Genomic DNA, 24419 nt, shown 5'->3' on the forward strand with positions numbered 1-24419 from the left:
CAGGCCATGCCCGCGGAAAGCGTCCACCTGGAGCGCAATGATTAGAGAAAAGACAAACAAAAAAAGACCGGTTTCCCGGTCTTTTTGAATATTAATTATCTTTCTTCCGCTACGAACGGTAGAAGTGCCATGATACGTGAGCGTTTGATAGCGATTGTCAACTTGCGTTGCCATTTAGCGCTAGTGCCTGTAACACGACGTGGCAAGATTTTTCCTCTTTCAGAAATGAATTTCTTCAACAGGTCCGTATCTTTATAGTCGATGTGCGTGATGTTGTTTGACGTAAAATAACAAACCTTTTTACGCTTTTTGCCTCCGCGACGTGGTGCCATATCGAATTACCTCCTTTTTAGTGGATTTTAAGCCTTGAGCCTGAATGTTCTTAGAATGGCAGATCGTCGTCCGATACTTCGATCGGGCCGCTGCCGCTTGAGAATGGATCCTGGTCTACACGGGTATGATTGTTTTGCTGACTTGTCGGTTGGTTCTGCTGATAGGATGAAGGCTGCTGTCCTTGTGGACGGTCTGAACCGGCTCCGGCGCTACGCGGTTCAAGGAATTGAACGCTGTCCGCCACCACTTCAGTCGTATATACACGCTTGCCATCCTGTCCCTCGTAACTGCCTGTCTGAATGCGGCCTTCAACACCTGCCAAACTCCCTTTTTTAAGGAAATTCGCTGTATTTTCAGCTTGTTTGCGCCAAACAGTACAGTTGATAAAATCCGCTTCCTTTTCACCTTGCGCATTGGAGAAAGTACGGTTCACAGCAAGTGTGAAACGCGCCACCGCCGCACCGCTTGGTGTATAGCGAAGATCTGGATCTTTCGTAAGCCTTCCGACTAAAACAACTCGGTTAATCATCAGAATTCAACCTCCTTCAAGTCAAAATTATTTACAGTGCCATCGGCTGATTATTACGCGTCTTTGCGTACAGCGATGTGGCGAATGATGTCTTCGTTAATGTTCGCAAGACGTGTGTATTCGTTGATAGCTTCAGAACCAGCGTTTACTTTTACGATATGGTAGAAACCTTCACGTAAATCGTTGATTTCATAAGCTAAACGACGTTTACCCCACTCTTTCGACTCGATGATTTCAGCACCGTTAGAAGTTAGGATTTCGTCAAAACGCTCAACTAGCGCTTTTTTCGCTTCCTCTTCAATTGCAGGCTGAATAATGTACATTAATTCGTACTCTCTCATCGTGTTGTCACCTCCTTATGGACTTGGGCCCTGCTGATTCCAGCGGGCAAGGAGCAAGCAATTAAAAATATTACTCACATCACAGTATTGTACCATAATCCGGTCTGAGCTGCAACTGTCATTTCAATCCCGGAATCGCTATACTTTCATTATATGGAGGTGCCCCGATGAAACCTGATTTTATTATCGAATTGAAACTTGAAGAGATTGTAACAAAACTTGCCTGGATCAATGTTGGCCTGGTCGTTGCTTTTGCTGCCGCCTATCATCTGTTCGCCGAGCCGCTTTCCTTTGGATTTTCACTTTTCGGCATCCTTTATTTTACGGTCGGCTATGCCATATTAATTGTTCTGCATGAATTATTCCATCTGATCGGCTTTGTCATATTCGGAAAAGTGCCGCTCTCATCCCTCACATACGGCCTGGAATTGTCGAAAGGCTATGCTTATGCCACGAGCAGTGCTCCGCTCCGGAATAAACAAATGCGCAAAGTGCTGCTGCTCCCTTTTTGGACGACGGCTGTCATCCCGACCATTATCGGTTTCTGGATCCACGACCAGATTCTTGTTCTTCTCGGCGCCATGCTCGCTGCCGGCGCTGCCGGAGATTTTTTCATGTACCGGGAATTGCGCAAACAAAAAGACGAGGCCTGGATCCTTGATGATCCTGTACTGCCCCGTCTTCGTGTTTATAATGAATATCCGGATCCCGAAGATCTGCCGCTTGAATGACACGGCGCCTTCGGGACTTTTTTATCTATTAGACATGTACAATATCCCAAACACCGCTTGAAATCTTCTCTTTCAGCAAGCTTTTGTCTTTTGCCAGGTAAACGATGGCTTCAAGCACTTCGCCGTTGACTTCAACTGGAATGACCGATTTTTCGTAAAGATCGGTTGCCTCATCCCCTGTGCAGTCTTCAAGGAAATCGAGTGCCGGCCACAGCACTTCCGGAATTTCGTAGACTTCTCCGTGAATTCGGTCCGTCCCTTCCAGGCTCATTGCCGGATAGCCGAGGCCCGTGTCGTAAAGTGAACCGGTTGCAATCGCCCGCTCAGCTTTCAGGGACGCTTCTTCCAGATAGAAATGGTATTTCCCACCCGTCTTCAATGTTCCATAAACAAATAACAACATATTATTTTTCCTCCTATATTAAAAACCGGATGCAAAAAGGCATCCGGTCTGGTTTTTATTCCTGACTCGGTATGTCGCCCTGGTGATCTTGAATTGTATCCATGGCAACATCCGACATCTTACACGTTAAATCTGAACAACATGACATCGCCGTCTTTGACAAGATATTCCTTGCCTTCCTGGCGAACTTTCCCAGCTTCCTTCGCAGAAGCCATTGAACCGGCTTCCACTAAATCTTCATAAGCCACTGTTTCCGCGCGAATAAAACCGCGTTCGAAGTCAGAGTGGATAATGCCGGCACATTGCGGTGCCTTCATTCCCTTTTTGAATGTCCATGCGCGAACTTCCTGCACGCCGGCAGTAAAGTATGTCGCAAGGCCAAGCAAGCTGTACGATGCTTTGATCAATTGATCCAAGCCCGATTCTTTGATGCCAAGTTCTTCAAGGAACATTTCTTTTTCCTCATCTTCCAACTCAGCCATTTCTTCCTCGATTTTCGCACAGACGACGATTACATCGGAATTATCTTCAGCGGCATACTTCCGGACTTCCTGCACAAATGGATTATTGTCCGCTTCAGCGATTTCATCTTCTGCAACGTTTGCAACATAAAGCATAGGCTTTAACGTCAATAAATTCAAGTTTTTTGCAATGTGCATTTCATCTTCAGTGAAATCGATGGAGCGGGCAAGCTTCCCATCTTCAAATGCTTCACGCAATTTCATCAGTACAGGCTCTTCCGCGATCGCGTCCTTGTCTTTTTGCTTGACAAGCTTAGCTGCGCGGGCAATGCGTTTTTCAATGCTTTCCATATCAGCCAGGATCAATTCCAGGTTGATGACTTCGATATCGGAGATCGGATCGACATTTCCTGACACATGTGTGATGTTGTCGTCTGCGAAACAGCGTACGACCTGGCAGATGGCATCCACTTCACGGATATGCGAAAGGAATTTATTTCCAAGACCTTCCCCTTTGCTGGCTCCTTTAACGATGCCGGCAATATCGGTGAATTCAAAAGCGGTCGGTATGGTTTTTTTCGGTTCGACCAATTCAGTCAATTTATTCAGGCGTTCGTCCGGAACTTCTACAATTCCGACGTTTGGATCTATTGTACAGAACGGGTAATTCGCGGCTTCCGCGCCCGCTTTGGTTATGGCGTTAAATAATGTGGATTTCCCTACGTTCGGCAATCCGACAATCCCTGCAGTTAATGCCAAAGGATTCACGACCTTTCTTCTTTGAGAAACGATTTATTTTAATGCAACCACTCTATTATAGGAAGAGAATGGTGAAATGTCCATTAATCATTCCGCTTCCGCTTTGACCAGCACTTTTTTCATTTTCTTATTGAAATCAATTCGCGGAATCATGACGCTGTGCTGGCAGCCTTCGCATTTGATGCGGATATCCGCGCCCATGCGGATGATTTTCCAGGCATTCGCACCGCAGGGATGCCCTTTTTTCATTTCGACGATATCATTTAAACCGAATTCCTTCATTTCCATCGTCCATTCTCCCCTGTCCTTATCATTTTTTCGCTATGGCCGCCGAACCTGAAGCTTCCGGCGAACGCTGCACCATCACCATGCGCGGATACGGTATTTCAACACCGCGCCGATCCAGGAATTCCTTTAAATCACGGCGTACGCTACGGGCAACGGCAAAATGCTGCATCGGCAGCGTTTCAGCTGTGATGCGCATGACCACTTCGGTCGTCGTCAAACTCTGTACACCGAGCAATTCAGCCGGCTTGATAATCTGTTCGTAGCGGTCCTGCAAAGTTCCGAGAAACTCCATGATCAGGCTTTCCACTTTTGCGATATCCGACTCATTGGAAATATTGACATCCACTACTGCAATCGAATTGTGGATGGAAAAATTGACGATGTCCGTAACCGTGCCATTCGGGAAGATGAACAACTCCCCCGTCCAGGCTTTGACTTTTGTCGTCCGCAATCCGATTTCTTCCACCGTGCCTTCCGCCTGTCCGATCCGCACATAATCGCCGACCGAAAACTGGTCTTCGAAAATGATGAAGAATCCGGTGATGACATCCCGCACCAGGTTCTGTGCACCGAAACCGACGGCAAGGCCAAGCACCCCGGCACCGGCGATCAGTCCAGTAATGTCTATCTTGATCGCGGACAGCACGGCGATGATGGCAATAAAATAAACCACGTACGCAACAACGTTTTCCAGCAGTTTCGACAGCGTCTGCTGGCGGCGTTCATTGTATTTCAACGGTCCCCGGATGCGGACCGAGAAGGTTTTCCGTATAAGCAGCCTCGTAACGATTACGATGATGTAGGCGGCGATGATGATCAGGACGATTTTCATAAAGATAAAGCCGAGACTGATCCACATCTCTTCATCCATCAGCTTTCCTTTTACTTCCCTGTACAGGCTGGCCCAACTGATCCCCATTTCAGTTTCTAACGCTTTTTTCATTCTTGTTTCACTTCCTTAAGGCATTAAATTAAATTGGTAAATGACCGTGACGGCTGCTGCAACAACTAAAATTCCCGGCAATAAATTCGCCACTCTTATTTTTGTGATGCCCATCATATTCAGACCGATGGCTGCAATCATCACGCCGCCCACAGCGGACATTTCGGCGATGAACAGATTGAGAGCCGCTTCCGGCACCAACAGGCTGATCTGAGTCGCAAAAAGCGCAATGAACCCCTGGTATACAAAGACCGGCGCAGCGGCCAGCAATACTCCGATGCCGAGCGTCGATGCCAGAACGATTGATGTAAAGCCGTCAATGATTCCTTTTGAAATCAAAACGCCGTGTTCATTGCTCAGTCCGCTTTCAAGCGCGCCGATGACGCCCATCGCCCCAATGACGAATATCAAGGTGGCAGTAACAAAGCCCTGGGCTATGCTGCCTTTGCTTTCCCTGGCTCCAAGCTTCACTTCAATCCAGTGGCCCAGCTGATTAAGTTTCTGATCGAGATCAACCCATTCGCCAATGACCGTCCCCAGCACAAGGCTGATGATGACAATCACGAAATTCTGGCTGCCAAATCCCATCTGCAAACCGAGCACAACTACAACCAGCCCGATGGCATACATCACAGTCTCTTTCATCCGATCCGGGATATTCCGGAGAGCTCTGCCGATAAGGGTTCCCACAATTATCAATACTGCGTTTATCAATGTTCCCAAGAGAACCATTTATCCAGCCCCTTCCCCGCCTGCAAACTTAACCAGTTTATTATTATATAATGCCTGCCACAAAAACAGAACCTATTCCCCTTCAGAGGAGAATAGGTGCCGGTTCGTTAATTCAACAGCTCTAAAATACGTTCCAGATCTTCTTCGGAGAAAAACTCAATTTCTATTTTCCCCTTGTTTTTGTTTTTCTTAATCTGAACGTTTGTACCAAAGCGGTCACGAAGTTCAGATTGTTTTTCTTCTATAAAGATATCTTTCTTCTTTTCAATTGTTTCACGTGGAACATCTTCATTGATGCGCTGCACCAGTTTTTCCAACTGACGGACATTCAAATTGTCCTTGACCACTCGTTCCGCAGTTTCCGGAATCAGCTTCTTGGAACGGAGGCCTAAAAGCGTGCGCCCATGCCCCATCGACAGTTTCTTGTCGGATATCAGCTCCCGCACTTCTTTTGGCAATGCCAATAAACGCACATGGTTGGCTATGTGTGGACGGCTTTTCCCTAACCGGAATGCCAATTGCTCCTGTGTCAGGTTTAATGCCTCCATTAGTTTCTGGTAGGCTTCGGCTTCTTCGATCGGTGTCAAATCTTCCCGTTGAAGGTTTTCCAGTATAGCAAGTTCCATCATTTGCTGATCGGTCAGTTCTTTTGTGATGGCAGGAATTTCTTTCAATTTCGCAAGTTGGGCAGCCCGGAAACGGCGTTCCCCCACTACCAACTCAAATTTCTTGCCCGCTTTTCTGACGACGACAGGCTGCAGGATACCGTGTTCTTTAATCGATTCCGCCAGTTCCTGCAATGCGGCTTCATCGAAAATTTTCCGCGGCTGGTAAGGATTCGCTTTAATATCGGAAATACTGATTAGATCCACTGCTTCATTGTTCTTTAAGTTTTCGCCCGGAAACAGGGCATTGATGCCCTTGCCCAACCCTTTAGCCATTATGAATCACTTCCCTCGCCAGTTCTAAATACATTTCTGCGCCTTTTGATTTTGCATCATAGATGATAATCGGTTCACCATGGCTTGGCGCTTCGCTCAAGCGCACATTCCGGGGAATGATTGTACGGTAAACTTTGTCCTGGAAATACTTTTTCACTTCTTCGATGACCTGTATGCCCAGATTCGTGCGGGCATCCAGCATAGTGAGCAGCACGCCGTCAATCATCAGATCATGGTTCAAATGTTTCTGGACAAGGCGGATTGTGCTCAGCAATTGACTTAATCCTTCGAGCGCATAGTATTCACATTGGACCGGAATGATGATGGCGTCTGAAGCCGTCAGGGAATTGATTGTCAGAAGGCCCAGTGAAGGAGGGCAATCAATGATGATGTAATCATACATCCCTTTCACTTCTTTAAGCGCATTTTTCAGGCGGACTTCACGGGACATTGTGGATACCAGCTCAATTTCAGCACCTGCCAATGAAATCGTCGCAGGTACGACGTGAAGGTTTTCAACTTTCGTTTCCATAATGGTATCTTTGAGGTCGACATCATCAATCATTACATCATAAATGCATTGATCAACATCGCCTTTGTTGATGCCCACTCCACTTGTTGCGTTTCCTTGCGGATCAATATCTATTAAAAGAACTTTCTGGCCCAAATAAGCAAGGCAGGCACTTAAGTTCACGGAAGATGTCGTCTTTCCTACGCCGCCTTTCTGATTGGCGATCGCAATTGTTCTACCCACTCCTGCACCAACTTTCTTTATTCTCTCTCATTTTTACGGGAAATCGGGCTTTCGCCGTTATTCCCTCCCCCGTCACTCTATTGTATCAAAATATTTCTATGGAAAGATTACAATGCGATTAAAAAAAGCCTTTCCCTCGCAGGAAAAAGCTTTTAAGATTTTTTCTTCGGTATTTTTACCGTTATTTGATAATAATCGTCGTGCTCTTCTTCTTCGGAAGACACATCGATTCCGCTTTTAGTGACCATCGTCAATGATTGCTTGATCGTATTCATGGCAATCCGGACATCCCGGCTGAACGCTTTGCGTTTCGGCTTGGATTTTTTCGGTTCGGCAGAAAGATGGTTTTTTACTTTCAGTTCCAATTGCTTCACATTCAGGTTCTGGTCAATGGTTTCATGAAAGAACTTCATCTGCACAGCCGGATCCTTTAATTGCAGCAGCACTCTTGCGTGGCGTTCCGTAATGACACGGTCCAGCAGCGCCTGCTGCAGTTCTTCCGGCAGTTTCAGCAGCCGCAGTTTATTGGATACTGTCGACTGGCCTTTTCCAAGGCGCTGAGCCAGAGCTTCCTGTGTAATTTCATGGATTTCCAGCAGATTTTGATAAGCGTTCGCTTCTTCAATGGCAGTCAGTTCTTCGCGCTGAAGGTTTTCTATCAGCGCAATCGAAGCCGTTTCTCTGTCGCTCAATTGACGGACGATAGCGGGAACTTCTTCCCAGCCCAATGATTTCATCGCCCGGAAACGGCGCTCCCCGGCAATGATTTCATAGTTTTCATCTTCATCGATGCGGACAACAATCGGCTGAATGACTCCATGCATATGGATTGTGCGCGCCAGTTCTTCGATTTTCTCTTCATCGAAAATCGTTCTTGGCTGGAATTTATTCGGAATCACTTTATCAATCGGCAGTTTGACAACTTCTTCAGAAGCCTCGTTTACCGGTTTTTCAACAATACCTGTCTCTTCTTTATCTCCGCCCCCGAAGAAACGTGAAAAAGGACTTTTCATCCTCAGCACCACCTTTTACAAGCTCACTTGTACATCATTCGCTGTTTCTGCTCAAATACCTGCTTTTGCAAATGTTTCACGTGAAACATTTCCCGTCCCCTTTTCAGGAAATCGGCGATTTATTCGGCATACCCGGTTTTCGCGGATATTTTTTCGGCGTTTCCTTGAACTTCCGAAAGACTTGGAGATAACGTTCACTTTCCTCAACCGGCAATGTAAACGCATGGACACTTTCCTGTTTTACGCCGAGTTTTTCAAGTGCCTTTTCGGCATCTTTCAGCTCGTCTGGTGCGGATGCCGCTTTCATTGCAGCAAATATTCCACCGTTTTTCACGAGCGGTACGCATAACTCAGCCAAAACGGACAGCCGGGCCACAGCGCGTGCCGTTACGAGGTCGTACTGGGCGCGGTGCGGGGATTGGCCGAAATCTTCTGCGCGCGCGTGCACAAATTCCATCCCCTGCAGTTCCAGCTTATCACTTAAATGGTTAAGGAATTGAATCCGCTTATTCAATGAATCGACAATCGTCACCTGAATATGCGGGAAGCATATTTTCAAAGGAATGCTCGGGAATCCGGCACCCGCTCCCACGTCACATAGTTTCAGCGGCTTTGTAAAATCCAAATAGAAAGCGGCCGTGATTGAATCGTAAAAATGCTTGAGGTAAACCGACGGCTGATCGGTAATGGCGGTCAGGTTCATCTTTTCGTTCCATTCAACCAATTCATCAAAATATATTTTAAACTGCTGCAGCTGCCGGTCGTCCAGCTGGATTCCTTTTTCACTGAGGGCGTCTTTAAATTGCTGTTCATTCAATTTGTTTCTTCCTCCCTCTTTTGATCGGCTTCATGTTTTCGTTATCATATGTAAAAAGGGCTGGTGTCTCCCAGCCCTTTCAATCGGCTTTATGTCAATCAAACTTATATAGCTAACCATTCAGCTGTGTAAACTACACCGAAATTTTCGCAATTCTTCCTTGTTCAATATACACCAAAAGTATGGAAATGTCAGCAGGATTTACACCTGAAATTCGGGAAGCCTGCGCGATGGAGAGAGGTCTGACTTCTGACAGTTTTCCTCTGGCTTCCGTCGCAATACCGGAAATCGCATGGTAATCAATACCATCCGGAATTTTCTTGTCTTCCATTTTTTTGAGTTTATCCACTTGCTGAAGTGATTTTTCGATATAGCCTTCGTACTTCACCTGGATTTCCACTTGCTCTTTGATCTCTTCATCCAGTTCAATGTCAGATTGCGTCAATTTGGCAATCATTTCGTAATGCATCTCCGGACGTTTCAGAAGATCAGCAGCACGGATGCCGTCCTTCAGCTCGCTGCCCCCTGCATCGCGGACAGCCGCCTGCGTTTCTTCATTTGGCTTGATCATTACTTTGCGCAAACGGGCAATTTCGTCTTCAATGCGCTGTTTTTTCTCGATAAAGCGGCCATAGCGCTCTTCATCGATCATGCCGATTTTATAGCCAAGTTCCGTCAAACGCATATCTGCGTTGTCATGGCGCAGAAGTAAGCGGTATTCAGCACGCGACGTCAGCAACCGGTATGGTTCGCTTGTCCCTTTTGTTACGAGGTCATCGATCAGAACACCGATATAAGCGTCTGAACGGCTTAGGATCACTTCTTCTTTGCCAAGCACTTTCGCTGCAGCGTTGATGCCTGCCATCAAGCCCTGTCCTGCTGCCTCTTCATAACCTGAGGTTCCGTTGATCTGGCCTGCAGTATAGAGGTTTTCAATCTGCTTCGATTCGAGTGTCGGCCATAGCTGCGTCGGTACGATCGCATCGTATTCGATGGCGTAGCCCGCACGCATCATTTCCGCTTTTTCAAGGCCCGGAATCGATTCCAACAGCATGCGCTGAACATGTTCCGGCAGGCTTGTTGACAGCCCCTGCACGTAGACTTCGCTGGTGTTGCGGCCTTCCGGCTCCAGGAAGATCTGATGTCTCGGCTTGTCGCTGAAACGGACGATCTTATCTTCGATGGACGGGCAATAACGCGGCCCTGTCCCTTTTGCCATACCCGAATACATAGGAGACAAATGAAGATTGTCATCGATGATCTGATGCGTTTCCGCTGTCGTATAGGTCAGCCAGCAAGGCAATTGATCCAGGATGAACTCTTTTGTTTCGAAACTGAAAGCGCGCGGTTCTTCATCGCCCGGCTGGATTTCCGTTTTCGAATAATCAATGCTTTTGCTGTTGACGCGCGGGGGTGTACCGGTTTTGAAACGCACGGTTTCAAAGCCGAGCTCCTCCAGGTTTTCAGCCAGTTTTATGGACGGCTGCTGATTGTTCGGTCCGCTCGAATAGCGGAGATCGCCGATGATGATTTCACCGCGCAGGAATGTACCTGTCGTGATGATCACGGTTTTCGCACGGTAAATGCCGCCAGCCTGTGTCAGCAATCCTTTGACGACACCGTCTTCAACAATCAGTTTTTCCACTACGCCCTGGTGAAGGGAGAGGTTCTCTTCGTCTTCCATCAGGCGTTTCATTTCCTGCTGGTAAAGCACTTTGTCAGCCTGAGCCCGAAGTGCGCGCACAGCCGGCCCTTTGGCTGTATTCAGCATTCTCATCTGAATGTGTGTTTTATCGATAACGCGTCCCATGGCTCCGCCAAGCGCGTCTATTTCACGTACAACGATCCCTTTCGCCGGTCCACCGATGGACGGGTTGCAGGGCATAAATGCGATCATATCCAAGTTCATCGTCAATGCGAGCGTATTTGCTCCCATGCGGGCGGATGCCAGTGCAGCTTCAACGCCTGCATGCCCCGCTCCGATAACGATTACGTCGAACGTGCCTGCTTCAAATTGTGGCATGTTCGTTCATTCCCTTCAAAGTTTATTTCCCTAGGCAGAACTGCGAGAATAATTGGTTCAGAAGTCCATCATCAGCAGTGTCGCCAATAATCTCCCCCAGAATTTCCCATGTGCGTGTAACATCTATTTGGACCATATCTACCGGCACATCCATTTCCGCTGCCGCAATAGCGTCAGAAATGGTCTGGTGCGCCTGATGCAATAAAGCAATATGGCGGGCATTCGAAACGTAGGTCATGTCCCCTGCTTCAATTTCCCCTTCAAAAAACATATCGGCAATCGCCTGTTCAAGCTGGTCGATTCCTTCTTCTTCTATTAAAGAAGTCGTCACCATCAATTTGTCGCCTGCAAGTTCCTGCAACTGCTCCATATCGATTTGGCGCGGCAAATCGGTTTTATTAACTACAACAATATAATTCATTCCCTTGACCGCCTCAAACAATAAAGCATCTTCGCCGGTCAAAGCTTCAGCGTAATTCAGCACATAAAGGATCAGATCCGCTTCCTTAAGCACTTTCCTCGAACGCTCAACGCCGATGCGCTCAACGATATCTTCCGTTTCCCGGATGCCCGCTGTATCCACAAGTCGAAGCGGCACACCGCGGACGTTGACATATTCCTCTATTATATCACGGGTTGTCCCCGCAATTTCTGTGACAATGGCTTTATTTTCCTGGACCAGGCTGTTGAGAAGCGACGATTTTCCGACATTCGGCCGCCCTACGATAACGGTCGAGAGCCCTTCCCGGAGAATTTTCCCCTGGGAGGATGTCTGGAGCAGTTTCTCAATTTCCGTTTTCACCCACTCCGCTTTTTCAAGCATCATCGGACGCGTCATTTCTTCGACATCGTCGTATTCAGGATAATCGATATTCACTTCCATCTGGGCAATCGACTCCAGCAGCGCCTGGCGTAGCGTACCGATCAGTTTCGACAGCCGCCCTTCCATCTGTCCGAGCGCCACATCCATCGCACGGTCAGTTTTCGCACGGATCAAATCCATGACCGCTTCCGCCTGGGACAGGTCGATCCGCCCATTCAGAAATGCGCGTTTTGTGAACTCCCCCGGCTCTGCAAGGCGTGCTCCGGCGCGCAGTGCGAGCTGAAGAACGCGGTTTACTGACGTAATACCGCCGTGGCAATTGATTTCGATGACATCTTCACGGGTAAAAGTTTTCGGTCCCTTCATGAAAGAAACCATTACTTCCTCCACGATTTCCTCTGTCCATGGATTTTCGAGATGGCCGTAATGTATGGTATGCGTCGGCTGCGTGGCCAACGTTTTGCCGCTTGGTGCGCGGAACAGGCGGTCGGCAATCGAAATCGCCTCCGGTCCGCTCAAACGGACGATGGCAATCGCCCCTTCGCCGCTTGGTGTCGATATCGCAGCGATCGTATCGAACTCCATGATGTATCCTCCTCTATGTGCAGAAAAATGAAATGCAGGTCCAGAAATAATTATCCACACCCGTCATTTACTCTTTTCATCTATATAAAATTTCAATTTGCGCTTTAAAAAAGTTGTCCACATGTGGACAACTGAGAAAATTATATGACTTTCTAACATATTACAATAGCATAAATTTCCCGTGACCGAAAGACAGAGCGCTTCGCAGCGGAAAAAAAGCAGCCCGCTTTGTTAAGCGGGCTGCAGATTATTTACCGTAATGGTTCAATGACCAGGTAGCGGTTCGGATCTTTTCCTTCTGAATACGTGTCGATATCAAGGCGTCTCGACAATGCCTGGTGGATCACTTTGCGTTCATAAGACGGCATCGGTTCAAACTGGACACGGCTGCCGGTGCGGATCGCTTTATCGGCCATCCGGTCCGCCAGCTGTTCCAGCGTTTCCTGCCGCCGTTCGCGGTAATTCTCGGCATCCAGTTCGACCATCATGAAATTATTGGCGTATTTATTGGCCACCAACTGAGCCAATTGCTGAAGCGAATTCAAAGTATGCCCTCTTTTTCCGATCAGCATCGCCACTTTTTCGCTTTCCAGATAAAAACTGGCCTGCTTGCCTTTTACGCTATGGCTGATCGATAAATCTTCGATGCCCATTTCCTTGGCAATTTCCTGCAGGTATTTTTTCGTTTCTTCAATTGCCTCATCATTTGAAGGGAGGGATTTTTCCGGCTCATCACCGGCTGCTTCCTCTTCTCCCTCTTTTTCAGCGACTGTTTCAACGACTTTTTCCGTTACAACAGGAATTTCCGGTTTTTCTTCGCTTTGCGGCAATTTCAGTTCCGGTTCGTTCACCGTCACTTCGACTTCTGCCTGTTTTGCGCCAAATCCCAAAAATCCTTTTTTCTCTTGCTGAATTACGTTGATGGTCACTTCTTCACGTGTAACTTGGAGTTTTTTCAATGCTTCAGTTATCGCGTTTTCAACAGTTAGACCCGTCTGCGTAATCTGTTTCACTTTCTAGCCCCTCCTGCTTTCGTTTTAACAGGCTGTTGCACTTCTTTGACTTCTTTCTTTTCCCAAGGACGGTAGATAAACATGTTCTGGATCAATGAAATGATATTTCCGATTACCCAATACAGCGTCAATGCTGAAGGAAGTATAATACCGAAGCCGATGATCATGACAGGCATGAAGTACATCATGATTCTCATCTGCGGATTGTCCATTGCCGGACCTGTCTTCAACACAACAAACTGCATCACACCTGCGATGATCGCCAGTATAATACTCGGCTCCGCCAGCGGGAAAATAAGGAATGCCCCAAGATCGATCTCAGGCGTGCTGTTCATTCGGCTGATTGCGTGGTAAAAACCGATCAGCACCGGCATCTGGATCAATACAGGAAGACATCCCGCCATCGGGTTGACTCCGCGTTCCTGGAACATGGCCATCATTTCCTGCTGATATTTCTGCTGGGTCACAGCGTCTTTTGATTTGTATTTTTCTTTAAGCTTCGCAAGTTCCGGCTGGATTTCCTGCATACGCTTGGAACTTTTCGTCTGTTTAATCATCAAAGGCAGCATTACCAAACGGATGATGATCGTTACGGCAATAATCCCTAATCCGTAAGTGCCGAGCAAGTCTTTAAAATACGTAATGGCCGATACTAATGGCCAGACGATAAATTTATTCCAGAATCCTTCGCTGTCGCTGCTGATCGGCTGATCAAACTCAGTACAGCCGGCCAATAATAAGGCAGCACCAATCAGCATAATGAGCAATAAATTACGCTTATTCAAGCTTCTTCCCCCAAACTATTTCTAATTACTTCTATAGTAACATTCCCCTGGATGCGCTTTCTACTTCTTTGGCAGTGCGCGGGCAATTTTTAATACATGCTGCAAGCTTTTCTTACTTTCGTGAAAATCCAATTTGGCCGCCTGTTGCCGGGCGATGATAACATAATCGGCATCCGGCGCCAGCTCTTCCTTCATTTCCAGGAAAGCCTGCCTGATATACCGTTTGATGCGGTTTCTCGTCACTGCGTTGCCGACTTTCTTGCTGACCGATAAGCCGATCCTGAATTCAGGCTGCTCGCTTTTCAGTACATATACAATGAATTGGCGATTCGCGAATGACTTGCCTTGCTTGAATACCTTCTGGAATTCTTTGTCCTTCTTGATCCGTTGATGCTTGTTCATGTTTTCACCTGCTTATTCGGCTGTATATAAGGAAGTGCAGTTATTATAGATAGTTGCCGTCGCTGAACGGCCGTTTCCGCTTTTCTCCAAAAAAAAGACCACTGATGCGGTCAGTGGACTTAAGCTGATAATACTTTTCTTCCTTTACGACGGCGTGCTGCGATAACGCGGCGTCCGTTTTTCGTGCTCATACGTGCTCTGAAGCCGTGTACTTTGCTGTGTTTACGTTTATTTGGTTGGTATGTGCGCAATGTCATATATGTGACACCTCCTGAAATGAGAGTTAACTATTTTTCTTAAAGACAGTCTCGACTATTATAATGGATGGCCGTATCAAATGTCAATATCTTATTCTCAGTCCAACTATTCTTTGATAATAATGTTATCCACATCCCCCAAATTTTTTTCCGGATTTGCTGTGCAGTATTTTTTTCTGTAAAATAATTATCCACACCCCTTATCTACAAGTTCCGCACATAGGAACGGCATGTGGATAGCTCCATTGTGCGCTGTTCCGGTTATGTGGATAAGTGAAAGAACCTCTTGTATTGTCTACATATTTTTGGTAACATTAACTTGTTTTCACTTGTTGATAATTTTTATAGCAAAATACTTATCCACAATCTGTGGGTAAGGTGTGGATAGTTATTCACCAGCCTGTTCACGAATGTTATCCACAAGCTGTGGCTTTGTGTATGATATACTTAAAAAATATTTTACATATAAAGGAGAAGAGCTATTGGAACACTTAGACGAAATCTGGTCGAGTGTCTTAGCCCAAGTTGAAACCAAAATCTCCAAACCGAGTTTTGAAACATGGTTAAAATCAACAAAACTTTTGTCTTATCAGGGCGATACTGTCACCATATCCGCTCCGAATTCCTTTGCGCGCGACTGGTTGGAAAACCATTACGTCCATTTGATAACGGGGATTCTTTCGGATCTGACAGGCGACGATCTGCTGATAAAATTTGTTGTGCCCAAAGATCAGGACATGGACGATTTTCAGCTTCCAGCACCCCGCATTAAGCCGGGCCAGAATGACCAGCAGGAGTTTTTGCCGGGAATGCTTAACCCCAAATACACTTTCGATACGTTTGTAATTGGGTCAGGCAACCGTTTCGCGCATGCTGCATCTCTTGCAGTGGCCGAAGCTCCCGCAAAAGCATATAATCCGCTGTTTATCTACGGGGGCGTAGGACTTGGCAAGACCCACCTCATGCACGCCATCGGACATTATGTCCTCGAACACAACCCGAATGCCAAAGTGGTTTATTTGTCGTCGGAGAAATTTACAAACGAATTCATCAACTCCATCCGTGATAACCAGACCGTCGATTTCCGCAATAAATACCGGAGTGTCGACATTCTTTTGATTGATGATATTCAATTTTTGGCCGGCAAAGAGCAGACACAGGAAGAATTTTTCCATACCTTTAATACACTGCACGAAGAATCCAAACAGATCATCATCTCCAGTGACCGGCCACCAAAAGAGATCCCGACACTGGAAGACCGCCTGCGGTCACGTTTCGAATGGGGACTCATCACGGATATTACACCGCCGGACCTGGAAACGCGCATTGCGATCCTGCGCAAGAAAGCGAAAGCGGATGGCCTCGATATCCCGAACGATGTCATGACGTATATCGCCAATTCCATCGATTCGAATATCCGCGAACTTGAAGGGGCTTTGATTCGCGTTGTGGCGTATTCGTCGCTGATCAACCGCGATATGAGTGCCGAACTTGCAGCAGAAGCGCTGAAGGACATCATGCCGAACGCCAAACCGAAAGTCATCACGATTCTGGATATTCAGCATGCCGTCGGCGATCAATTCAATGTAAAACTGGAAGATTTCAAGACAAAGCGCCGGACGAAAGACATCGCTTATCCAAGACAGGTGGCCATGTACCTTTCCAGGGAGCTCACTGATTTTTCATTGCCTAAAATCGGGGAAGAATTCGGGGGACGCGACCATACAACGGTGATTCATGCCCACGAAAAAATCTCGACGATGCTGAAAGACAACCAGCAGCTCCAGCAGGACGTCCAGGACATCAAAAAAGCACTCACGAAATAAAAAAAAGGCTGTGGATAAGCGGCGGTTTTACGCAGACGCTTACACACACCTTATCTACATGTGGATAACCCGTTCTGATTCAGAAAAAGGGGCTTATCCACATATTCACAGGCCCTACTACTATTATTACTTTAAAAGCTTTAAACAAAATATATATATAAGCGAGGTTCGAGAATGAAATTCGAGATAATGCGTGAACGGTTAGTTGAAGGATTAAACGATGTAATGAAAGCAGTCAGTTCAAAAACAACCATTCCGATTCTGACAGGGATCAAAATGGACGTTTCTGCTGAAGGAATGAGATTGACGGGCAGTGACTCCGATATCACCATCCAGACATTCATCCCGGCTGAAGAAGACGGCGAACAGATCATCCGTGTCGCACAGGGAGGAAGCATTGTTCTCCAGGCAAAAGTATTCGGGGAAATCATCCGTAAACTGCCGACCAATGATGTTGAAATCGAAATCACCGGAAACTTCCAGACTCATATTCGCTCAGGCAAATCCGAGTTCCATTTAATAGGGCTGGATGCAATGGATTATCCGCAGCTTCCTGAAATCCAGGATGACCGGCTGTTTACCATTCCAGCGGATCTATTGAAGACAATCAACCGGGAAACGGTATTTGCGGTATCCAGTTCTGAAACGCGTCCTGTATTGACAGGCGTCCACTGGGAAGTCAAAGAAGGGCAATTGGTCTGCGTCGCTACTGACAGCCACCGCCTTGCACGCCGCAAAACGACTTTGGAAACACTTCCGGAAGGCGAATACAGTGTCGTTATTCCAGGAAAAAGCCTGAATGAGCTGAACAAAATTCTTGATGATACATCAGAACCGGTTGAAATCGTCATGACCAATCAGCAGGTGCTTTTCAAATCGAAGCATATTCTGTTCTTCTCACGGCTTCTAGAAGGCAATTATCCGGATACATCCCGTTTGATTCCTTCCGAATATAAAACGACTGTTACCGTAAACGGCCGTTCTTTGCTGCAGTCAATTGACCGCGCTTCGTTACTCGCACGCGAAGAACGCAATAATGTGGTGCGTTTTTCTGCATCAGAAGGAAATGATGTTGAAGTTTCTTCCAATTCTCCGGAAGTCGGAAAAGTCGAAGAGCAGCTTCAGGCACAGAGTATAGAAGGAGAAGACCTGAAAATCTCATTCAGCGCGAAATTCATGATGGATGCGCTGAAAGCGATTGATGGTCAGGATGTCGTTATTCAGTTCACAGGTGCCATGCGTCCGTTCGTTCTGAAATCGGCGCTGGACGATTCGATTCTTCAGCTTATTCTTCCTGTCCGAACATATTAAACACCCATCAGCACCTCAGGATAGCCCATACAGGCTATCCTCTTTTACTTTTGGGGGTATTTAGGGTAAAATAAAGGGATAGACTACAAACAGAAGGATGAGTGCATTTTGAAAGAAATCGGTATTGAGACGGAATTTATAACATTGGGCCAATTACTGAAAATGACAGATACGATCAGTTCGGGTGGAATGGCGAAATGGTTCCTCAGTGAACACGAAGTTTTCGTCAATGGAGAACCGGAAAACCGCAGAGGCAAAAAGCTGCGTCCGGAAGATACCGTATCGATTCCAGAAGTGGGGGAATTCCGCATCGTAATCGCCGAAGGCATGAGCTTCGATGCGGATTGACCGTCTCGAGCTCCTGGATTACCGCAATTACGAAAAACTGGAACTGTCGTTTTCCCCGGAAATCAATGTCTTTATAGGAGAGAACGCGCAGGGCAAGACCAATATCATGGAAGCACTCTATGTTCTGTCGATGGCCAAGTCCCATCGCTCTTCCAACGACAAGGAATTGATACGCTGGGATGCAGAATATGGTAAAATAAAAGCTGATGTGTACCGTAAATACGGCAAATTGCCGCTTGAAATCACCTTATCCAAAAAAGGCAAAACGGCGAAAGTCAATCACCTGGAACAGCGCAGGCTCAGTAATTATATCGGCCAGTTGAACGTCGTCATGTTCGCTCCGGAAGATCTGCATCTTGTAAAAGGCAGCCCGCAGGTACGGCGCCGCTTTATTGATATGGAAATCGGCCAGATATCACCGGTCTATCTGCACGATCTGCTGGATTACCAAAAACTTTTAAAACAGCGCAATCATATATTAAAGCAGCATTACGGAAAACAATCGATCAATGACATGATGTTCGATGTCTATACCGATCAATTTATAGAAGCGGCAGTAAAAATTATCCGCAAAAGATTTCATTTCATGGAACTTCTTCAACAGTGGGCAGCCCCGATCCATCAGGGAATTTCACGCGGTCTCGAGCAATTGGAAATCCGCTACCAGCCGATCAGTGGCTTGGATCCAGATTGGAGCGCCGAAGAAATGGCGTCTTTTCTGCAGCAGAAACTGCTGGAAGTCAGAAAGCGGGAAATCGACCGCGGCGTAACGCTTGTCGGTCCGCATCGTGATGAACTCCAATTCATCGTCAATGGCTATGATGTCCAGACTTACGGCTCACAGGGCCAACAGCGGACGACCGCCCTGTCTTTGAAATTGGCTGAAATCGAGCTGATCAAACAGGAAGTGGGAGAGCCTCCGGTTTTATTGCTGGACGATGTGTTGTCGGAACTGGATGATTACCGCCAGTCCCATCTGCTCAATACGATACGCGGTTCGGTCCAGACTTTTGTAACCACGACCAGTGTCGACGGCATCCAGCATGAAACGATTCAAAGTGCCCGCCTCTTTGAAGTAACAAAAGGCACGGTCAAAGAGTGAATAGGAAACAGCTGCAAAATTTATCCGAATAGCTGAACGTCAGGCCGTCATCGGGCATTTATTGTATATGGCGGCGTTTTTGTGCGGCAGCGGCTTCTAATGAGAAAAATTTGAATTACAGTCAATTACAGTGTGCTATGGGAAACAGAAATGTTGTAAGGAAGAGCAGGTGAATGGAATGGCTATGGAAGAAAACGAACTAAAGCAATCGTATGGCGCCAATCAAATCCAGGTTCTGGAAGGATTGGAAGCAGTCCGCAAAAGACCGGGGATGTATATCGGTTCGACAGGCTCACGGGGCCTTCACCATTTAGTATGGGAAATTGTCGATAACAGTATCGATGAAGCACTTGCCGGTCATTGCGACGAGATCAAAGTGACTATTGAACAGGACAACTGGATTCGTGTCGAAGATAACGGACGCGGGATTCCGGTCGATATGCAGGAAAAAATGGGGCGCCCGGCGGTCGAAGTCATCATGACGGTACTGCATGCCGGCGGTAAATTTGGCGGCGGCGGATACAAAGTGTCCGGCGGGCTTCACGGAGTGGGTGCGTCAGTTGTAAACGCTTTGTCGGAGGTTACGGAAGTTTACGTTAACCGTGATTCAAAGCGCCATTACATCAAATTCGAACGCGGAGCGGTGACGGAGGAATTGAATGTCATCGGTGAATCCGACCATACAGGAACGACCATCCGCTTCAAAGCGGACGGCGACATCTTCAAGGAAACGACTGTCTATGAATTCGACATTCTCGACCACCGTTTGCGCGAACTTGCCTATTTGAATAAAGGCCTGAAAATCATCGTTGCCGATGAGCGCGACGGCGAAGAAAAAGAGAAGACTTACCATTTCGAGGGCGGGATCAAATCCTACGTCGAACATTTAAATAAAACAAAAGATCCGATCCATGAAGAAGCGATTTTCGTGGAAGCGGAAAGAGAAGGCATCAACGTTGAAGTGGCTATGCAGTATAATGCCGGCTACGCAGCGAACATCTTTTCATTTGCGAACAACATCAATACTCACGAAGGCGGAACACACGAATCCGGCTTTAAGACGGCGTTGACGCGTGTCATCAATGATTATGGTCGCAAAAACGGCATGCTGAAAGATGCAGATGTGAACTTGACCGGGGATGACGTAAGGGAAGGGTTGACGGCCATCATTTCTGTTAAACACCCTGATCCTCAATTCGAAGGGCAAACGAAAACGAAACTGGGCAACACCGAAGTCAGCACCATTGTCAATAACTTGTTCACCGGCGGATTTGAGCGGTTCATGCTTGAAAATCCAGCTGTAGCAAGAAAAATAGTTGAAAAAGGCATTATGGCTTCACATGCGCGACTGGCTGCCAAAAAAGCGCGCGAATTTACACGCCGTAAATCGGTGCTGGAAGTTTCAAGCCTGCCCGGCAAACTGGCGGACTGTTCTTCTCGCGATCCGAAAATCAGTGAAATCTACATTGTTGAGGGTGACTCAGCGGGAGGTTCGGCAAAATCTGGCCGTGACCGCCATTTCCAGGCGATCCTGCCATTGCGCGGTAAAATTTTGAACGTTGAAAAAGCCCGTTTGGATAAAATTTTATCAAACGCAGAGATCCGCAATATCATCACAGCACTCGGAACCGGTATCGGGGAAGAGTTCAATATTGAAAAAGCCCGCTATCACAAAGTCGTCATCATGACCGACGCCGATGTCGACGGCGCACACATCCGTACGCTGCTTTTAACATTCTTCTTCCGCTATATGAGGCCGTTGATCGAAGCAGGCTATATCTACATCGCTCAGCCGCCTTTATTCCAGATTAAACAAGGCAAGCATGTTGAGTATGTTTATACAGATGCACAATTGAAAGACGCCTTGGAAAATCTGTCGAGCAATCCAAAACCGAACGTCCAGCGCTATAAAGGGCTTGGTGAGATGAATGCCGAGCAGCTTTGGGATACGACAATGGATCCGGATGTCCGCACATTGCTTCAGGTTACATTGAACGATGCCATGACGGCAGATGAAACTTTCCATATTCTTATGGGAGATGACGTGGAACCTCGTCGGAATTTCATCGAAGAAAACGCACGTTATGTTAAGAATTTGGATGTCTAAGGTGATACAGGTGAGAGGAGGCTGCGGAAATGGCGGAAAGGCCTAGCAGTGGAGTTGAAGAAATAAACATAAGCACGGAAATGCGCACATCTTTTTTGGACTATGCGATGAGCGTTATCGTTTCCCGTGCCTTGCCCGATGTTCGTGATGGGTTGAAACCGGTCCATCGCCGCATTCTTTATTCGATGTTCGATCTCGGAATCACTTCCGATAAAGCCTATAAAAAATCCGCACGTATCGTCGGGGATGTAATCGGCAAATACCACCCGCACGGCGACAGCGCAGTTTACGAGACGATGGTACGGATGGCGCAGGATTTCAGCTACCGCTACATGCTTGTTGATGGACACGGAAACTTCGGTTCTGTGGACGGAGACGCGGCAGCTGCCATGCGTTATACCGAGTCAAGAATGTCGAAGATCGCGATGGAACTGTTGCGTGACCTGAATAAGAATACGATTGACTACAGAGAAAACTACGACGGCCAGGAAAAAGAGCCGGTCGTTCTTCCAGCCCGTTTCCCGAACCTGCTGGTAAACGGAACTTCCGGTATTGCCGTAGGTATGGCTACGAATATTCCTCCCCATAACCTCGGGGAAACAATCGATGCTGTGCTTGCACTGGCGGAAAATCCAGCTATCACAACGGAAGAGCTCCTTGAACATATGGCGGGACCTGATTTCCCGACAGGCGGTATTATTCTGGGGCGGAGCGGTATCCGCCGTGCTTACGAAACAGGTAAAGGATCGGTGATGATCCGTTCCGTAGTAGAAATTGAAACTAAACCGAATGGCCGCGAAACGATTCTGATCCATGAATTGCCATTCCAGGTCAATAAAGCCCGTTTGATTGAAAAAATTGCTGAATTGGTGCGCGATAAGAAAATCGACGGCATTACAGATTTGCGCGATGAATCTGACCGCAACGGTATGCGCGTCGTTATCGAAGTTCGCCGCGATGCAAGCGCCAATGTGCTTCTGAATAACTTATACAAGCAGACGGCAATGCAGACAAGTTTCGGTATCAACATGCTGGCTCTTGTAGATGGACATCCGAAAGTTTTAAGTTTGCGCGAAGTTTTATTCCATTATTTGGAACATCAAAAAGTGGTTATCCGCCGCCGTACGCAATTCGATTTACAAAAAGCGGAAGACCGCGCGCATATCCTTGAAGGATTACGCATTGCGCTTGACCATATCGATGCCATTATTGCATTGATCCGTGGATCTCAGACGGCCGAAGAAGCCCGCAATGGTCTGATGAACGACTTTAACCTTTCAGAACGCCAATCACAGGCGATCCTTGATATGCGCCTTCAGCGCCTGACAGGTCTGGAGCGCGATAAGATAGAAGATGAATACCAAGGATTAGTGAAATTGATTGAAGATCTTCGTGAAATCCTGGCGAATGATCACCGGATCGTTGAAATCATCCGTGAGGAAATGACGGAGATCAAAGAGCGCTTCGGCGATGAAAGAAGAACGGAAATCACAACAGGCGGCACTGAAATGTTCGAGGATGAAGATTTGATCCCGCGTGAAGATTCAGTTCTGACCCTGACTCACAACGGCTATATCAAACGTTTGCCTGCAAACACTTACCGCAGCCAGAAACGCGGGGGACGCGGCGTACAGGGAATGGGTACTAATGAAGACGATTTTGTTGAACATCTTCTATATACCTCTACTCATGACACGATCCTGTTCTTCACGAGTAAAGGGAAAGTCTACCGCAAAAAAGGCTACCAGATTCCTGAATATGGCCGTACGGCAAAAGGCTTACCTTTGGTGAACCTTTTGGAAATCGGCAAAGACGAAAAAGTCACGGCAGTAATTCGCGTCGAAGAATTCAAAGAAGATGCTTTCTTCTTCTTCACCACCCGTGACGGTATCAGCAAACGCACGCCGGTAACGAATTTCGCCAACATCCGCCAGAACGGGTTGATTGCCATTGGCCTGCGTGAGGAAGATGAGCTGATTTCAGTCAAACTGACAGACGGCACGAAAGAAATGGTTATCGGAACCCGTAACGGCGCATTGATCCGGTTCCCGGAAACAGATATCCGCAGCATGGGACGCACAGCAAGCGGCGTCCGCGGGATTCGGCTTCGTGAAGGCGACCAGGTCGTCGGCATGGAAATATTGGATCCTGAAGACAATGTTCTGGTCATTACGGAGAACGGTTACGGCAAACAGACAAAAGAAGCCGAATACCGTGTGCAGTCCCGTGGCGGTATGGGTATCAAAACATGCCAGATCACTGATAAGAATGGACCGCTCGTAGCAGTTCGCACTGTTAGTGGCACAGAAGATATCATGCTGATAACAGTAAACGGTGTTCTGATCCGTATGGATGTCAATGATATCTCCATCACCGGCCGAAGCACTCAAGGCGTCCGTCTGATCCGTCTGGGCGAAGACGAAATTGTGGCGACTGTCGCGAAAGTGAAGAAAGATATTGATTTGCCTGAAGAAACAACTGAAGGCGATGTTGACGATCTTCTTATAGAAGAAAGTGCCGAAGCAGACGTTTATGCCAAAGATGAAATCGTGCTTAACGACGAAGAAGAAAAGGTTGAAGAAATGCCTGAAGAAGACGAAGAATAAATTTTGGGAACCCGCTGAAAATTTTGCGGGTTCTTTTTTTGCCGGTTTTTATTGACGCAATTATTTTGCAATTACGCTGAAAAATAATTGCTGAAAACAAATCGGCCAAATTGAAAGCTTTTGAAGTTTTGGGTTGACGCAGCTTGTCAGACATGTTATATTTATAAAGTCGCCAATGAGAGCGGC

The 24419-nt window shown here is 47.0% G+C and carries 25 protein-coding genes; 7 read left to right on the plus strand and 18 right to left on the minus strand.

Translation table 11 applies throughout. The features are described from left to right. Positions 1–95: 95 nt before the first annotated feature. The 3 genes from rpsR to rpsF are packed head-to-tail and all read right to left on the minus strand — an operon-like array spanning position 96 to position 1203. Complete coding sequence (gene rpsR / locus KW93_RS15880; RefSeq protein WP_006830564.1) at positions 96–332, minus strand: 30S ribosomal protein S18; 237 nt, start codon at positions 330–332, stop codon at positions 96–98. A 50-nt stretch (positions 333–382) separates the two neighbouring features. After that, on the minus strand, positions 383–862 hold the full coding sequence (gene ssb, locus KW93_RS15885) for a single-stranded DNA-binding protein (RefSeq protein ID WP_033544031.1): 480 nt from the start codon (positions 860–862) through the stop codon (positions 383–385). A gap of 53 nt (positions 863–915) precedes the next feature. Next, entirely contained in the window at positions 916–1203 is a 288-nt protein-coding gene (gene rpsF / locus KW93_RS15890) for a 30S ribosomal protein S6 (RefSeq protein ID WP_033544032.1), read from the minus strand. Positions 1204–1370: 167 nt separating this feature from the next. Between rpsF and KW93_RS15895 the strand changes: the two genes are divergently transcribed. Then, on the plus strand, positions 1371–1934 hold the full coding sequence (locus KW93_RS15895) for a DUF3267 domain-containing protein (RefSeq protein ID WP_033544033.1): 564 nt from the start codon (positions 1371–1373) through the stop codon (positions 1932–1934). A 28-nt stretch (positions 1935–1962) separates the two neighbouring features. Here KW93_RS15895 and KW93_RS15900 read toward each other — a convergent pair whose 3' ends face one another. The 15 genes from KW93_RS15900 to rpmH all read right to left on the minus strand — a co-directional run bounded on the left by KW93_RS15900 (position 1963) and on the right by rpmH (position 14933). Beyond that, positions 1963–2337 (minus strand): gamma-glutamylcyclotransferase family protein, encoded by a 375-nt coding sequence (locus tag KW93_RS15900; protein WP_033544034.1) that lies wholly within the window; start codon positions 2335–2337, stop codon positions 1963–1965. 119 nt (positions 2338–2456) lie between these two features. Beyond that, positions 2457–3557 (minus strand): redox-regulated ATPase YchF, encoded by a 1101-nt coding sequence (ychF, locus tag KW93_RS15905; protein ID WP_033544053.1) that lies wholly within the window; start codon positions 3555–3557, stop codon positions 2457–2459. An 87-nt stretch (positions 3558–3644) separates the two neighbouring features. Then, complete coding sequence (locus KW93_RS15910; RefSeq protein WP_033544035.1) at positions 3645–3845, minus strand: DUF951 domain-containing protein; 201 nt, start codon at positions 3843–3845, stop codon at positions 3645–3647. A gap of 22 nt (positions 3846–3867) precedes the next feature. Continuing rightward, positions 3868–4764 (minus strand): mechanosensitive ion channel family protein, encoded by an 897-nt coding sequence (locus tag KW93_RS15915; RefSeq protein ID WP_033544054.1) that lies wholly within the window; start codon positions 4762–4764, stop codon positions 3868–3870. 39 nt (positions 4765–4803) lie between these two features. Next, positions 4804–5520, minus strand: coding sequence for a DUF554 domain-containing protein (locus tag KW93_RS15920; RefSeq protein WP_033544036.1), 717 nt, complete (start codon positions 5518–5520; stop codon positions 4804–4806). 107 nt (positions 5521–5627) lie between these two features. After that, a complete protein-coding gene (locus tag KW93_RS15925; RefSeq protein WP_033544037.1) occupies positions 5628–6461 on the minus strand; it encodes a ParB/RepB/Spo0J family partition protein in 834 nt (277 codons plus the stop codon). Further along, complete coding sequence (locus KW93_RS15930; protein ID WP_033544038.1) at positions 6454–7215, minus strand: ParA family protein; 762 nt, start codon at positions 7213–7215, stop codon at positions 6454–6456. Before KW93_RS15930 ends, KW93_RS15925 begins: the two co-directional genes overlap by 8 nt. A gap of 152 nt (positions 7216–7367) precedes the next feature. Next, positions 7368–8228, minus strand: a complete 861-nt coding sequence (gene noc / locus KW93_RS15935) for a nucleoid occlusion protein (RefSeq protein WP_033544039.1) — start codon at positions 8226–8228, stop codon at positions 7368–7370. Positions 8229–8331: 103 nt separating this feature from the next. Beyond that, a complete protein-coding gene (gene rsmG / locus KW93_RS15940) occupies positions 8332–9045 on the minus strand; it encodes a 16S rRNA (guanine(527)-N(7))-methyltransferase RsmG (protein ID WP_033544040.1) in 714 nt (237 codons plus the stop codon). 133 nt (positions 9046–9178) lie between these two features. Beyond that, positions 9179–11068 (minus strand): tRNA uridine-5-carboxymethylaminomethyl(34) synthesis enzyme MnmG, encoded by a 1890-nt coding sequence (mnmG, locus tag KW93_RS15945; RefSeq protein ID WP_033544041.1) that lies wholly within the window; start codon positions 11066–11068, stop codon positions 9179–9181. Positions 11069–11090: 22 nt separating this feature from the next. After that, a complete protein-coding gene (gene mnmE, locus KW93_RS15950) occupies positions 11091–12476 on the minus strand; it encodes a tRNA uridine-5-carboxymethylaminomethyl(34) synthesis GTPase MnmE (protein ID WP_033544042.1) in 1386 nt (461 codons plus the stop codon). Positions 12477–12727: 251 nt separating this feature from the next. Next, the gene (gene jag / locus KW93_RS15955) at positions 12728–13489 is read right to left on the minus strand and encodes an RNA-binding cell elongation regulator Jag/EloR (RefSeq protein ID WP_033544043.1); all 762 of its coding nucleotides are present in this window, start codon (positions 13487–13489) and stop codon (positions 12728–12730) included. Then, entirely contained in the window at positions 13486–14274 is a 789-nt protein-coding gene (gene yidC, locus KW93_RS15960; protein ID WP_033544044.1) for a membrane protein insertase YidC, read from the minus strand. Before yidC ends, jag begins: the two co-directional genes overlap by 4 nt. Before the next feature lie 60 nt (positions 14275–14334). Further along, complete coding sequence (gene rnpA, locus KW93_RS15965) at positions 14335–14676, minus strand: ribonuclease P protein component (protein ID WP_033544045.1); 342 nt, start codon at positions 14674–14676, stop codon at positions 14335–14337. A gap of 119 nt (positions 14677–14795) precedes the next feature. Beyond that, on the minus strand, positions 14796–14933 hold the full coding sequence (gene rpmH / locus KW93_RS15970) for a 50S ribosomal protein L34 (RefSeq protein ID WP_033544046.1): 138 nt from the start codon (positions 14931–14933) through the stop codon (positions 14796–14798). Positions 14934–15415: 482 nt separating this feature from the next. Here rpmH and dnaA point away from each other — a divergent pair, with 482 nt between their 5' ends. The 6 genes from dnaA to gyrA all read left to right on the plus strand — a co-directional run bounded on the left by dnaA (position 15416) and on the right by gyrA (position 24233). After that, positions 15416–16759, plus strand: coding sequence for a chromosomal replication initiator protein DnaA (dnaA, locus tag KW93_RS15975; RefSeq protein WP_033544047.1), 1344 nt, complete (start codon positions 15416–15418; stop codon positions 16757–16759). A 174-nt stretch (positions 16760–16933) separates the two neighbouring features. After that, positions 16934–18070, plus strand: coding sequence for a DNA polymerase III subunit beta (gene dnaN, locus KW93_RS15980; RefSeq protein WP_033544048.1), 1137 nt, complete (start codon positions 16934–16936; stop codon positions 18068–18070). Between the two features lie 108 nt (positions 18071–18178). Beyond that, the gene (gene yaaA, locus KW93_RS15985) at positions 18179–18418 is read left to right on the plus strand and encodes a S4 domain-containing protein YaaA (protein ID WP_033544049.1); all 240 of its coding nucleotides are present in this window, start codon (positions 18179–18181) and stop codon (positions 18416–18418) included. Continuing rightward, positions 18408–19520: a DNA replication/repair protein RecF gene (gene recF / locus KW93_RS15990; RefSeq protein ID WP_033544050.1), complete on the plus strand. Its 1113-nt coding sequence runs from the start codon at positions 18408–18410 to the stop codon at positions 19518–19520. The genes yaaA and recF overlap by 11 nt, the downstream gene beginning before the upstream one ends. A 178-nt stretch (positions 19521–19698) precedes the next feature. After that, complete coding sequence (gyrB, locus tag KW93_RS15995; RefSeq protein WP_033544051.1) at positions 19699–21627, plus strand: DNA topoisomerase (ATP-hydrolyzing) subunit B; 1929 nt, start codon at positions 19699–19701, stop codon at positions 21625–21627. A 29-nt stretch (positions 21628–21656) separates the two neighbouring features. Next, positions 21657–24233 carry a DNA gyrase subunit A gene (gyrA, locus tag KW93_RS16000; RefSeq protein WP_033544052.1) on the plus strand — a complete coding sequence of 859 codons (2577 nt, stop codon included), beginning with the start codon at positions 21657–21659 and terminating at the stop codon, positions 24231–24233. Positions 24234–24419: the final 186 nt, after the last annotated feature.

Source organism: Planococcus sp. CAU13 (genome assembly GCF_000775575.1).
GTDB lineage: Bacteria > Bacillota > Bacilli > Bacillales_A > Planococcaceae > Planococcus.

Excerpts from the sequence above, each read along its gene's own strand:
- rpsR (WP_006830564.1), bottom strand. The coding sequence starts at position 332 with ATGGCACCACGTCGCGGAGGCAAAAAGCGTAAAAAGGTTTGTTATTTT.
- ssb (WP_033544031.1), bottom strand. The coding sequence starts at position 862 with ATGATTAACCGAGTTGTTTTAGTCGGAAGGCTTACGAAAGATCCAGAT.
- rpsF (WP_033544032.1), bottom strand. The coding sequence starts at position 1,203 with ATGAGAGAGTACGAATTAATGTACATTATTCAGCCTGCAATTGAAGAG.
- KW93_RS15895 (WP_033544033.1), top strand. The coding sequence starts at position 1,371 with ATGAAACCTGATTTTATTATCGAATTGAAACTTGAAGAGATTGTAACA.
- KW93_RS15900 (WP_033544034.1), bottom strand. The coding sequence starts at position 2,337 with ATGTTGTTATTTGTTTATGGAACATTGAAGACGGGTGGGAAATACCAT.
- KW93_RS15910 (WP_033544035.1), bottom strand. The coding sequence starts at position 3,845 with ATGGAAATGAAGGAATTCGGTTTAAATGATATCGTCGAAATGAAAAAA.
- KW93_RS15915 (WP_033544054.1), bottom strand. The coding sequence starts at position 4,764 with ATGGGGATCAGTTGGGCCAGCCTGTACAGGGAAGTAAAAGGAAAGCTG.
- KW93_RS15920 (WP_033544036.1), bottom strand. The coding sequence starts at position 5,520 with ATGGTTCTCTTGGGAACATTGATAAACGCAGTATTGATAATTGTGGGA.
- KW93_RS15925 (WP_033544037.1), bottom strand. The coding sequence starts at position 6,461 with ATGGCTAAAGGGTTGGGCAAGGGCATCAATGCCCTGTTTCCGGGCGAA.
- noc (WP_033544039.1), bottom strand. The coding sequence starts at position 8,228 with ATGAAAAGTCCTTTTTCACGTTTCTTCGGGGGCGGAGATAAAGAAGAG.
- mnmG (WP_033544041.1), bottom strand. The coding sequence starts at position 11,068 with ATGCCACAATTTGAAGCAGGCACGTTCGACGTAATCGTTATCGGAGCG.
- mnmE (WP_033544042.1), bottom strand. The coding sequence starts at position 12,476 with ATGGAGTTCGATACGATCGCTGCGATATCGACACCAAGCGGCGAAGGG.
- rnpA (WP_033544045.1), bottom strand. The coding sequence starts at position 14,676 with ATGAACAAGCATCAACGGATCAAGAAGGACAAAGAATTCCAGAAGGTA.
- rpmH (WP_033544046.1), bottom strand. The coding sequence starts at position 14,933 with ATGACATTGCGCACATACCAACCAAATAAACGTAAACACAGCAAAGTA.
- dnaN (WP_033544048.1), top strand. The coding sequence starts at position 16,934 with ATGAAATTCGAGATAATGCGTGAACGGTTAGTTGAAGGATTAAACGAT.
- recF (WP_033544050.1), top strand. The coding sequence starts at position 18,408 with ATGCGGATTGACCGTCTCGAGCTCCTGGATTACCGCAATTACGAAAAA.
- gyrB (WP_033544051.1), top strand. The coding sequence starts at position 19,699 with ATGGCTATGGAAGAAAACGAACTAAAGCAATCGTATGGCGCCAATCAA.
- gyrA (WP_033544052.1), top strand. The coding sequence starts at position 21,657 with ATGGCGGAAAGGCCTAGCAGTGGAGTTGAAGAAATAAACATAAGCACG.